Source organism: Epilithonimonas hungarica (genome assembly GCF_900102265.1).
Taxonomy (GTDB): Bacteria; Bacteroidota; Bacteroidia; order Flavobacteriales; family Weeksellaceae; genus Epilithonimonas; species Epilithonimonas hungarica.
This window is the reverse complement of record NZ_FNBH01000003.1, coordinates 339310-352813: the sequence shown is the minus strand read 5'-3', so window position 1 is coordinate 352813 and position 13504 is coordinate 339310. Positions and strand designations below refer to the sequence as shown.

At 38.9% G+C, this 13504-nt stretch carries 7 protein-coding genes; all 7 read left to right on the top strand.

From position 1 onward, the window contains the following. Positions 1-85 precede the first annotated feature (85 nt). The 7 genes from BLT30_RS13420 (at position 86) to BLT30_RS13390 (ending at position 13495) form a co-directional block, all read left to right on the top strand. The gene (locus tag BLT30_RS13420) at positions 86-889 is read left to right on the top strand and encodes a DUF4350 domain-containing protein (protein ID WP_089874048.1); all 804 of its coding nucleotides are present in this window, start codon (positions 86-88) and stop codon (positions 887-889) included. A 337-nt stretch (positions 890-1226) separates the two neighbouring features. Then, positions 1227-3104, top strand: coding sequence for a rhamnogalacturonan lyase (locus BLT30_RS13415; protein ID WP_089874047.1), 1878 nt, complete (start codon positions 1227-1229; stop codon positions 3102-3104). A 47-nt stretch (positions 3105-3151) separates the two neighbouring features. Continuing rightward, the gene (locus tag BLT30_RS13410) at positions 3152-4318 is read left to right on the top strand and encodes a glycoside hydrolase family 88/105 protein (RefSeq protein WP_089874046.1); all 1167 of its coding nucleotides are present in this window, start codon (positions 3152-3154) and stop codon (positions 4316-4318) included. A 326-nt stretch (positions 4319-4644) separates the two neighbouring features. Further along, positions 4645-5733 carry an L-rhamnose/proton symporter RhaT gene (rhaT, locus tag BLT30_RS13405; protein WP_089874045.1) on the top strand — a complete coding sequence of 363 codons (1089 nt, stop codon included), beginning with the start codon at positions 4645-4647 and terminating at the stop codon, positions 5731-5733. 365 nt (positions 5734-6098) lie between these two features. Next, positions 6099-9140: a SusC/RagA family TonB-linked outer membrane protein gene (locus BLT30_RS13400; protein WP_089874044.1), complete on the top strand. Its 3042-nt coding sequence runs from the start codon at positions 6099-6101 to the stop codon at positions 9138-9140. Positions 9141-9160: 20 nt separating this feature from the next. Then, positions 9161-11230, top strand: coding sequence for a RagB/SusD family nutrient uptake outer membrane protein (locus BLT30_RS13395; RefSeq protein ID WP_089874043.1), 2070 nt, complete (start codon positions 9161-9163; stop codon positions 11228-11230). A 162-nt stretch (positions 11231-11392) separates the two neighbouring features. Continuing rightward, the gene (locus BLT30_RS13390; RefSeq protein ID WP_089874350.1) at positions 11393-13495 is read left to right on the top strand and encodes a bifunctional aldolase/short-chain dehydrogenase; all 2103 of its coding nucleotides are present in this window, start codon (positions 11393-11395) and stop codon (positions 13493-13495) included. Positions 13496-13504: the final 9 nt, after the last annotated feature.

Below are 13504 nucleotides of genomic sequence, written 5' to 3'. Positions count from 1 at the left end.
TAAAATCTTTGCGCCTTAAAAAAGTATTTTTCTCATTAACTTGCGTCTTTGCGAAAAACCAACAAATAAATTAAAATAAATAGATATGAAGCAGAATATCGTAAAAACATTAGCTTTAGGAACGCTCTTCACATTCGGATTTTCCAATGCTCAAAACAAACCGAAAGTCGTTTTAGACAACTTTTTCAATAACGAAAAAAAGGAAAATAAAGAAACCAAAGTTCTGGAATCTTGGCATTACACGTGGAACGACACTTCCAACGGCGGATTTTCTTTACTGGGCGAGATTTTCCAGAAACAAGGTGCTGAAATTTCAACATTGACGACTGCTCCTTCCAAAAAAGATTTGAAAAAAGCCAACATTTACATCATTGTTGATGCCGATATCGACAAAGAAGCTTACGGCGGAAAAGCCAATCTGATTGACCCGACCAGCATCAAAAATCTGACAGATTGGGTGAAAAAAGGCGGTGTTTTGGTTTTGATGAGCAATGATAATGGCAATTCGGAATTCGAATATTTCAACAAATTGGCGGGAGAATTCGGGATTCATTTCAATGATGACAGTTATAACCGCGTTCAGAAAAGAGAATTTGAACAGGGAAAAGTAATGGTTCCTGCCGGAAATGAAGTGTTTTCTGAGCAAAAATTATATATGAAGGAAGTAAGTTCAATTGATGTAAAAGCTCCTGCCAAGGCCATTTTGATGGCAGAAGGCAAAAATATTGGAGCCATTGCAAAAGTCGGCAAAGGAACCGTTTTCGCATTGGGCGACCCGTGGTGCTATAACGAATATATCGACGGTAAAAAACTTCCGGCAGATTTCACCAATTATCAGGGAACTGAAGAATGGGTAAAGTGGTTGCTGAAGCAGGTTTCTAAAAAATAATCGAATCTGTGCAATCGATTGAAATACAATGATGGGAATTGTTTGGGCAGCTTTTCCGCCCTCCGTTCCCGCTTTTTTGTCTGCGCTTTGCTGCGACAAAAAGAGCTCCACTCAGGTCGGGCTGCGAGAGATTCAACGTTTAAAATGTATGATTAAGAACAAATATTGAAAGCGGATAAACAGGTTAATTTAATTGAGCATTTGTCATTCTGACGAAGGAAGAATCTCAGTCAGAAAAATTGAGATTCTTCACTACATTTTATTTCGTTCAGAATGACATACTGAAAGAACTAGTTTATAAAAGCATTTAGCCAGAACTTATTAAAAATAAAAGATTTTGAAAATCAAATATATCTTCATTACATCCGCCATTTTTCTTTCGCAAACTTTTTTTGCCCAAAGACAAATGGAATACCTGAAAAGAGGAATCGTTGCGATTCCTGCAGAGTCAGGCGTTTTTGTGAGTTGGCGTTTGCTGGGAACAGAAGCTCAAAATACTCATTTTGATTTATACCGAACTGAAAATAATTCAACTAAAAAGTTGAATGAAAAACCACTTTCAAACGAAACCAATTTTTTAGATAAAACCGCTGACAAAGGAAAAAATTATACCTATTTCGTAAAATCAAACACGCAACATCAGGATGTTGACCAAGATTTTGCAAAATATACTGCGAATCAAAAACCTTATTTTTCTATTCCGTTGAAAACACCAGCCGGTTACACGCCAAATGACGCTTCTGTAGCTGATTTAGATGGAGATGGTGAGTACGAAATCATCCTACATCAAACCGGAAGGTCAAAAGACAACAGCCAAAAAGGAGAAACAGACCCGCCGATTATTCAGGCTTATAAACTGAATGGTCAGTTTTTGTGGGAAATTAATTTAGGTAAAAATATCAGAGAAGGAGCACATTATACACAATTTTTGGTGTATGATTTAGACCAGGACGGAAAAGCGGAAATCGTGATGAAAACCGCCGACGGAAGCAAAGATGGAAAAGGAAAATTCATTGGTGACCCAACCAAAAATTATGTCAACGAAAACGGAATGATTCTTTCCGGACCTGAATATCTGACGGTTTTTGACGGACAAACCGGTACGGAAATTAATACCGTTAACTATGAAGTTCCAAGATTTGCTAGAAGTTTAAACCCAACTAACGAAGAAATGACCGAAACCTGGGGCGATGCCAAAGGAAACCGCATCGACCGATTTTTAGGAGCAGTTGCATATCTCGACGGAAAGACTCCAAGTGTGATTATGTCGAGAGGTTATTACACCAGAACTGCGATTGCAGCTTGGGATTTTAAAGACAGAAAACTCAGTCTCCGTTGGCTTTTTGATACCGAAAGTTCAGAAGAAAACAAACAATATCGCGGACAGGGAAATCATAATCTGAGCATTGCCGATGTTGATAATGACGGAAAAGACGAAATCGTTTTCGGTGCAATGACGGTTGATGACGACGGAAAAGTGTTGAACAGTACAGGCTACGGTCACGGTGATGCTTTGCACGTTGGAGATTTAGACCCTTCAAATCCGGGATTGGAAATTTTTGATATTCAGGAAAGATTTGATGATGCGGGAGCACATTTTAGAGATGGAAAAACAGGAAAGGTTTTGTGGAAATTACCTTCTACAGTTTACAGTCAGGCAAGTAAATTTCAGGGACCGGGAAGAGGTTTGTCGCTAAATATAGACCCTCGTTATGATGGTTCGGAATGTTGGGCAGCCGGTGCAGGTTTAAAAGGAGTTTACAGTGCAAAGGGAAAGAAAATCAGTAATAAAAATCCGGCAGTGAATATGGGAATTTACTGGGACGGTGATTTTTTAAGTGAAATTTTAGACGGAACAGTCGTTTCAAAATGGAATTGGAAAAAAGAAAAATCAACTGTCATATTTGATGCTAAAGATTTCCAATGTGAATCGAATAACGGAACGAAGAAAAATCCGTCTTTGGTTGTAGATTTATTCGGGGACTGGCGAGAAGAAGTAATGTACAGAACAGCTGATAATCAGGAATTAAGAATTTTCAGCACGACAATTCCTACAAAACACAGGTTATACACTTTGATGCATAATCCGCAGTATCGTTTGAGTATTGTATGGCAAAATGTAGGCTATAATCAGCCTCCACACACGGATTATTATCTGGATGAATCTGTGAAAAAAATCTTAAAGCCAAATGTTTTTACTGTAAAACCTAATTAATTTACCAGTTGAAATCAGTTTTTTTGAAAAAATTATATATAAATATTATGAAAAAGTTACTAACTGCAAGTCTCGCTTTTGCTTTGTTATTTGGAGGGATTTCTTCTTGTACAGCTCAAAAAAAGTCAACCGCAAAGAAAATATCTGAACTTCCAAATAAGAAAGAAGTTCTGGAAGTTGCTCAACGTGCCAACCAATATTTTATGAATAAATGGCCAGATGCAGGCAAGGAAGTCGTTGGAAAGAAGGTATGGCCAAGTAATCTTTGGACGAGAGCGGTTTATTATGAAGGCTTGATGGCGCTTTATAAAATTAATCCGAAAAAAGAATATTATGATTACGCTTTGGATTGGTCGCAAAAACATAATTGGGATATGATGCGTGGAACTTACACTCGAAATGCCGACAATCAAGCTTGTGGACAAACATATCTCGACCTTTATGAAATCGATGGAAGAAAGAATCCTGAGAGAATCAAATTCGTGAAGCTTTCTATGGATAGTATGATTGCTTCCGGAAAATCTGACGATTGGTGGTGGATAGACGCATTGCAAATGGGAATGCCGATTTTTACAAAGTTGGGTAGAATTACTGGCGACAAAAAATATTTTGACAAAAATTACGAGATGTACGCTTTCACCAAGTATAAACACGGCGGAAACGGTCTGTACAATGCAAAAGATAAACTGTGGTGGAGAGACAAAAGTTTTGTGCCTCCTTATAAAGAACCGAATGGAGAAGATTGCTATTGGAGCCGTGGAAACGGTTGGGTTGTAGCAGCTCTAGCAAGAACTTTGGAAGATACGCCTAGGTCTGATGCACATTATCAGGAGTATTTGCAGGATTATAAAGACCTTTTATCGGCTTTGCTTCCGATTCAGAGAGAGGATGGATTTTGGAATGTGAGTCTTCACGACCCAACTAATTTTGGCGGAAAAGAGATGACGGGAACTGCACTTTTTGTTTACGGAATGGCCTATGGAATTAATAAAGGTTTGATTGATAAAAAAGCATATTTGCCAGTTCTTACTAAAGCTTGGAATGCAATTGTAAAAGATTCTGTTCAACCGAATGGATTTTTGGGATGGGTCCAGGGAACAGGGAAAGAGCCAAAAGATGGACAACCGCTTTCTGTTAGCAAGGAACCTGATTTTGAGGATTATGGTTTAGGTTGTTTATTACTCGCTGCAAGCGAAGTATATCAATTGAAATAAATTTTAATTTTCTAAAGAATCAAAAGACTTAATAATGGAAATTGTTAAGTCTTTTTTTATTTAAATAAATAGAAATCAAAAGAGCTGTTTGATTTTTGGTAAATATCAAAAATTAGAAATAATGATAATTAGACATGTGCTTTGGTAAAATAATTTAATGTTAATTTATTATGAAATTACCTGTAACTATCAATTTAATAGTGTTTTAATAAACGTTTTCGAAACAGTAGAAAAAATCTTATTTTTCAAAAAAGTTAGGCATGACAGTACAAGATGCGCAATCGATTACATGTTGTTAATTTTCAAATTCAAGCAATACGATAATTATGAATGCATTATTAGGAGTTATTTTCCATTTTTTAGGAGGTTTTTCTTCTGGCAGTTTTTACTTACCTTATAAAAAGGTGAAAGGGTGGCAGTGGGAAACTTTTTGGTTGATCGGTGGTGTCTTTTCATGGATTATTGTTCCACCTTTGGCCGCTTTTCTTACAATTCCTGATTTTTGGGAAATTATTAAAAATGAAAGCTCATCGATTTTAGGACTGACATTTTTATTCGGAGCACTGTGGGGAATTGGTGGTTTTATGTATGGTTTAGGTGTTCGTTACCTAGGCGTTGCACTTGGAAGCAGTATCATGTTGGGACTTACTATGGTGATAGGTTCGCTTCTTCCTTCCATTTTTTATGAATTTAATCCGCAGGCAGGAAAAGATAATATTGGTTTAATGCTTTCCAGCGATTGGGGAAGAATGGTTCTTCTGGGATTGTTAATTTGTATTGTCGGGATTATCATCAGTGGAAAAGCTGGTGTTATGAAGGATAAGGAACTCCAAACCAGTTCCATCGACCCTCATGGTGTAGAATCTAAAACCGAATATAAATTTGGTTTGGGACTTATCGTTGCTATTATTTCCGGAGTTCTCAGTGCTTGTTTCAATTTCGGACTGGAGGCTGGAAAACCAATGGCCACGGTTGCAAACGAAGCATGGAAACTAGCAAATCCGGATCAGGGAGAATTCCTCTTTCAAAATAATGTAACCTACGTTGTCGTCCTTTGGGGCGGAATGGCTTCAAATCTTATCGGATGTCTTTACCTTTCATTTAAGAATAGATCTTATACCGATTATATCAAGAAAAATGTTCCGGTTGTAAAGAATATTATTTTCTGTGCATTAGCTGGAACGATGTGGTTTTTACAATTTTTCTTTTATGGAATGGGAGAGAGCAAGATGGGCAATGGTCCAAGCTCATGGATTTTACACATGGCATTCATCATCCTTATTGCAAATCTTTGGGGCGTGATTATCAAAGAATGGAAAGGCGTTTCCAAGAAGACCATCTCAACAATTGTTATTGGGATGTTGGTGATGTTCATCTCGATTTTGATTGTGGGTTATGGCAATTCTTTACGATAACAATTAAAACAATTTAAGTCGTTTTTTTCTAATATTTTATGAAAAGATATGATACAATTCTAATTTCAAATCAAGTTAATAGAAGGCACTGATTTTTATCAGTGTCTTTTTTTGAAATTAATATGGAATTCAGAAAAATATAATCAATTCAATCCAAAATACATAAAGCTTACTCTGGTTTTTATTTTCAAAAAATATTAACATTTTTTAAATACTATAATTTGTTTTTGACTTTATTTGTGTAAATATACTTTAAAAAATTATGATAAATTAATAAATTGATAATGCAGGATATTGCAGGATGCCAAACTTTTCCTAACAATGTACTTTGGCGGTATTAATTTAATATTACTAAAAATTAACATATGTCTTTAATCATTAAACACAAAGCAATAAAGGGAATCGTTTTTCCGGCATTTTTGCTTTCGTCTGCTTTTCTTGCTGGTCAAGAAACGGTCAGCGATACTGCACAGGTCAGTACCAAAGTTATTGATGAAGTGGTGGTCATCGGTTATGGAACGGTTAAGAAGTCCGACCTTACAGGTTCGGTGTCATCTGTTTCCGCAAAAGAACTTGCAGCTACACCAGCAATGAACGCTTTACAGGCGCTGCAAGGCAGGGCAGCTGGTCTTAATATCGTTACAGCAAGTGGTGCGCCTGGTGCCAGTGCCAATGTTACCATTCGTGGAGGTGCTTCCATCACGCAAGGCACGGAGCCGCTTTACATTGTGGATGGATTCCAGCTGGACAATGCCCTGAATGTCATCAACCCAAATGACATTGAAAGTATTGATGTGCTAAAAGGTGCATCTGCCATCGCTATTTACGGTGCACGTGGTTCCAATGGTATTATCGTCATCAAAACTAAAGGCGGAAAAAAGGGAAAAACTATTATCAACTATAACAACTTCACCTCATTCGATACATTGTCCAAAAGATTGGATATGCTTTCTAATGCAGAAGATTATGTGAAATATCAGTACGAAATGGCTAACTTGGCCGGAAGAACTGCCCAGTGGAGCAATTATTTTGATAATAATCTACCGCCTGAATCCCAAGGTTTCTACACAGGTGTGTTCAACAGAATCAGCGAAAGATATGCTAATGCACCCACGCTGGATTGGCAGGAAAAAATGCTTGGCGGTTCCGGAGTGACCACCAATCATAACTTTAATTTTTCTGTTGGGACTGAAAAGACACAGGCATTTGTCAGTTATAATTACAATAAACAAGACGGCTTGCTAAGCAATTTCAGTGAGACCAGAAACTCTTTGAGAGCAAATATTAAATCTGAGTTGTACAAAGGCGTAAGGGTAGATTTCAATACCGTTTTCAATTCCAATTCGCTTAATGGTGGTGGTGCTTACTCCGGGATGAAGAAGATTTTGCTTCAGCCGATCATTGGTGGGACGCGTTTCAGTCTGGACCAGCTTTTCAATACGCAAACGTACGGGGATTTTACTGCATTGGACCCGAGTTTTGATACAGAAAACCCGTTTGTGGAACTTCAGGCTTCCACTTCCAATGCACGCACAAGAAACTTTGTAGCGAATGCAGGAATAGAAATTGACTTTTTGAAGAATTTTACCTTCAGAACGGCTGGACAATATAATTGGAAAAACACCAAATCAACTTCTTTCTCCGATGAGAACTCCAGGGCAAATCTTACAGACCCGACAACTACGGGAATCAATGGAAAAATAGGAAACAGCGAATCCTACGGTTACCAGATTACGAATACGGTAACTTATAACAATACATTTGGAGATAAGCATAAGCTTAATGCATTGATCGGTCAGGAACTCGTATATTCCCAATCAGAAAGCAATAATCTGTCTCTGATAAAATTTCCTTTTCCTAACTTTGGGCTGGATGATATTTCCACAGCAACAGTTTCTGGTAAATCTACCGACAGAAGTAGTAATTCTTTGATGTCTTACTTTGGAAGGGTTAACTATAACTACGATGATAGATATCTATTAACAGCCACTATTAGAAGGGATGGGTCATCAAAGTTTGGACCGAATAATAAATGGGGTATTTTTCCATCAGTAGCCGCAGCCTGGCGAACATCCCAGGAGAGTTTCTGGCAGAATTCCAAAATCACAAATACAATTAATGATCTAAAATTCAGAGTTGAATACGGTGTGACAGGGAATAATGATATCGGAAACAATCTCTTTAAAACGACTTATTCCATTACGGATTATCCTATGAACAACACGCCGGGAACACCAGTTTACGTGACGAGTTCCAATCTTGGAAATCAAAATCTGAAATGGGAAGAAATGAAGACAACGAATGTCGGTGTCGATCTAGCCTTATTCAATAGTAGAATTAAACTGACATCTGAGTGGTATAATAATATTGTAGATGGAATGCTTCTAGAAGCGGTTCTTCCGACATCGTCAGGATACTCCAGACAATATCAAAATATTGGAAATATGAGAAATCGTGGTGTCGAGTTTACATTGAACACAATCAACTGGAGGTCTGACAATTTCAGATGGTCCACAGATTTCAACATCGGTCATAACCGTTCCAAAGTACTTTCATTAGAGCGGGGAAGAAATTCCAGAACGTTCAGCGTTGGAAGCAACAGAGCAGGTGTGGTTACCTATTATGCAACAGTTGGTGAACAGCTTGGTGAGATGTATGGCTATGTTTATCAGGGAATCTACACAACGGATGATTTCATCCAGAACGCCAATGGTTCATTGACTCTTAAAGATGGTGTGGTGAAACCAGCAACGGGAACACCCAAGCCAGGAGATATCAAGTTTGCTGCTGATAATGAAGCAGGAGACCAATTCACAAGAAAGATGGTGAAGATTGGTGACGCAACGCCAGATTTCATCGGAGGAATGAGCAATAACTTTTCTTACAAAGGTTTTGACTTAGCAGTATTTATGAAATTCAGCGTTGGTGGCGATGTGTACAATGCTACTAAACATAGTTTAAGTCCATATGCCTTGTTTCAGAACGTTCCGTCGGAATTCGGGACTAATTTCTATCATCTGATCGACCCAAATACTGGACAGCAGACAATGAACCTTGCCAGATTGAAAGAACTTAACCCTAATGAAGATTCAAGACTTTGGAGTCTTAGCAATACTAATACACAGACCATCACTTATCCGTCATCGTATTATGTAGAAGATGGTTCCTATCTTAGAATTGCGCAGCTGACCTTAGGCTATTCTTTACCTAAAAATTTCCTGAGAGACATTATGGTAACCAATGCCAGAATTTATGTTACAGTGAATAACTTAGCTACGATAACAGGTTATTCCGGTTTTGACCCGGAGGTTTCTGCTGCAAGTGGCGTGGCTGTGACACCAGGCTATGACAGTTCTACTTATCCAAGGTCCAGAAGTTACGTACTTGGAATTAACTTAACATTTTAATTTTTTTAAATTGATTTAAAATGAAAAATATATTTATCCAACATAGATTTTTAAAAAAGACGCTTGTAATGTCGTCAATGGTTTTGGCTGTTTTGGCAACCAACTCCTGTAATGAAGATTTTCTGGACCAGCCGGCTTACAACACAGCAGATTCGGATTTGGTTTTTCAAGACCTGCAGACCGCTGAGATGTTCGTATTGGGATGCTACAGAGGTCTGGTTCCCACAGAGATGTTCTATCAATTGGGCGCAGGTGACACAGTGAACCATTCTGTTGAAGCGCTCAATAATTCAAAATATAATGTTTGTAATTACAATTATGACGCTTACACACCATTTACGGTAACAGGGATCTACTCTGCTATGTATGCTGTCATCGAGCGAACCAATATTGCAGTGTATCAATTAGGGAAAATGCCTGCAAGTGAAAAACGTGACGCCTTGATTGGTGAGGCTAAGTCCATCCGTGCTTTTTGTTATTATAACCTGATTAGGATTTATGGCGACGTACCTTCGGTATTTGAGCCATTGGAAACACTGGACCCGAATGATGAAAATACATTCTATCCAAAACGTGCCTCTCGCGATGAAATCTATGACAGAATTGTAGGCGATTTGCAGGAAGCATCAGTGACTGTTCCTACATTGGCAGCCAGCGGTTTCGGGACCACAGAACGTTTGTCTAAAGAAGGTGTCAATGCACTGCTTGCAAGAATTGCACTTTATGCTGCGGGTTATTCGCTTCGTTGGGAGCTGAACACTTCCAACCCAGGTGTGGTTTCCCGCCGTTCGGACAATACAAGAGTAAGGGAACTTTATCAGATTGCAGATAATGCTTGTGCAGCTATCATTAATGGCGGTACCAAAAGTCTCGTTCAAAGCCAAGGTGGAAAAAGCGGCTTCGAGACATTATGGTTCAACTTTGATCGCCGAAATTTCGGTGCGGTCAATTCCGAAATGCTTTGGCATGTCGCATCATTGGGTCAGAATACCAATTCGGCATTCCAGGTCTATGCGCATCCGGGGTATAAGAATGGCGTTTTCGGTTCACGTTCTTCCCAGCAGATGATATTGCCGTCATACTATCTTTCATTCAACCAAAATGATACCCGTAGAGATGTGACTTGTACTTCTTACAGTGTCTACTTCCTGGAAGCCGGAGCTGCAGGTGATACATTTGTAGATGTAGGAACTACTTATTCTGCAATAATGCCTGGAAAATTCAGATTGTCCTGGTGTGTTGAGCCACAGGCCGCTGCTGACAGAAACCTTAATATTCCATTACTGAGATATGCCGATGTTCTATTGATGTATGCGGAGACTCAAAATTATCTTAACAATGGTCCTACAGCTGCTGCAAACGCTGCATTGACAGCCATTCGTACAAGAGCTGGTATTGGTTCATTGCCATTACCTTCCGGACAAACTGAGTTTTTAAAGGCGATTGTTCAGGAAAGAAAATGGGAGTTTGCCGGCGAGTTTATGCTCCGTACAGACCTTATCAGAACGAATAGCTTAACGACTGAAATCGAGGCGACAAGACAGGACATGAAGGATTTGACCAGAAGAGTTGGTAAATATGCTAATGTGGCCACTTACAGACTCTATAAGTTTCATAAAAATTCCCAGGTTTATGGTGATCCATTCTTAGCACTACCTTACATTGACATCACCGACCCAACGGAAATTGCTACCATCAAAAACGTTCCTACCAGTTCAGCAAATTATGCAGCTTATCAAACAGCATTAAGAGCGATTGTAGCAGCACATGGACAGCCTATTTCGACAGATGATAAATGGTATCCTACACAGATGTTTGAAGCATACACCAGTACGTTTAATGGCAATGCGAGAAAAGCAGTAGGGTTTGGAGCAGGATTCAATGTTTTGGGAATGGGTAACAATATGTATTCTAAGCCGTTTGGTTATGCTGAGAATGGAAATGCGTATCCGGGTTGGGTAGAGTCTGCCAACGATGGTCTTTTCTTCGGTTTCCAGACCAATAAAACAGAACTGTTGCCTTTCGCAGCCGCATCTGCAGGACACCCAATGATAGATAATCCAAATCTGACCCAATTGCCAGGCTATTAATATTTTACAAATTAGAAAGGGTTGGATTTGATATCAATAATCGTCGGATTGAAGCTGAATCTTATTTTAAATTAACTTTAAATCTAGGATTCATCAGTATAGTACGGGATGCCGTTGAAAATCCAACCATCTAATTTTGATGAAAAATTTAGAAATATAAAAATGGAAAACGTAAGAACATTTAAATATGTAGATTATTTGTGGGATGAAGAAAAAGCATCATCATTTGGAGACGACCAAGTTGCTTTATTTTTGTACCGTTCAAACATACTGGGAGCAGATCTTAGAATCACAAATTATGGAGGAGGAAACACAAGCTGTAAAACTATTGAAAAAGACCCTTTGACTAATGAAGAAGTTGAAGTAATGTGGGTGAAGGGTTCGGGCGGTGACATTGGAACTTTAACCAGAAAAGGAATTGCAGGTCTTTATACCGAAAGATTAAGAAATCTTAAAAATGTTTATGAGGGCTTGGCAGATGAAGATAGAATGGTTGGACTTTTCAATCACTGTATTTTTGATCTGGACAGTAAAGCTCCTTCAATTGATACGCCTCTCCACGGTTTGCTTCCGTTCAAACATATAGACCACCTTCATCCGGATGCTTTGATCGCAGTCGCAGCAGCAAAAGACAGCGAAGCAATTACAAAAGAAATCTGGGGAGATACAATGGGTTGGGTTCCTTGGCAAAAACCAGGTTTTGATCTGGGATTACAATTGGAAAAATGTTTAAATGACAATCCGGGAATCAGAGGAATCGTATTAGGTAGTCATGGATTATTTACTTGGGGCGATACTTCATATGAATGTTACATTAATAGTTTGGAAGTTATCGAAACGGCTTCTGATTATATCAATAAGAAAATAGCAGAAAACGGCCAGGTTTTCGGGGGGCAAAAAGTAGAATCTCTCCCTGCAGAAGAACGTAAAGCAAAAGCCGCTCAGATCATGCCTTTGTTGAGAGGTTTAGCTTCATCTGAGAATAGAATGGTGGGTCATTTCACAGACAGCGATGTTGTTTTGGAATATATCAACAGCAATGATCTGGAACGCTTGGCTCCGCTTGGAACATCTTGTCCGGACCATTTCCTGAGAACCAAGATACAGCCCTTGATATTGACTTTAGATAAAAATGAAGATCTGTCTGATTCCAAAGTTATTCTTGAAAAATTGAATCCACTTTTCCAACAATACAGAAAAGAGTACAAAGAATATTACGAGACTTGTAAACATCAGAACAGTCCTGCAATGCGTGACCCGAATCCGGTGATCATTATTTACCCTGGAGTTGGAATGTTCAGTTTCTCAAAAGATAAACAAACGACTCGTGTTGCAAGTGAATTCTATGTCAATGCGATCAACGTAATGCGTGGGGCAGAAGCCATTTCTGAATACACTTCACTGCCAAGACAGGAAGCTTTTGACATAGAATATTGGTTGTTGGAAGAAGCAAAACTTCAGAGAATGCCAAAAGAGAAGCCATTGTCAAGGAAAATAGCGATCGTAACCGGAGCCGGAGGTGGAATCGGACAAGCTATTGCAGACAAAATGGTGGCTGAAGGTGCTGTCGTCGTTTTCACAGACCTTGATCAGAAAGCTGTTGAATCTGTTACTGAAAAATACAGCAAAGACCAAGCAATTGCAGTTCAGTGCGATGTGACGAGCGATGAAGCAATAGCCAGAGCTTTCAATGAAACTGTTTTGGCTTTCGGTGGAGTGGATATCATTGTTCATTCAGCTGGTTTGGCAATTTCTAAATCATTAGAAGAGACCACTTTACAAGATTGGGATTTATTGGAAAATGTTTTAGTGAAAGGTCAGTTCTTAATGTCTAAATTTGGTGTTGAAGTTATCAGAAAACAGGGTTTAGGCGGAAACATCGTAAATATCGCAAGTAAAAACGGATTGGTAGCCGGTCCAAACAACGTAGCTTACGGAACTGCAAAAGCAGCTCAACAGCATATGACCCGCTTATTGGCGGCAGAATTGGCAGGTGATAAAATCCGTGTGAATGTTGTTAATCCTGACGGCGTTATCGTTGGAAGTAAAATTTGGGAAGGGAAATGGGCAGAAGGTCGTGCAAAAGCAAATGGGATCTCTGTTGAAGATTTGCCTGCGTTCTATGCAAAAAGAAACTTGTTAAACGAGATCATTCTTCCGGAAGATATTGCAAATGGCGTATTTGCTTGTGTCGCCATTTTAGATAAAACGACAGGAAACATCATCAACGTAGATGGCGGAATGGCAAATGCCTTTCCAAGATAAAATTAAAAA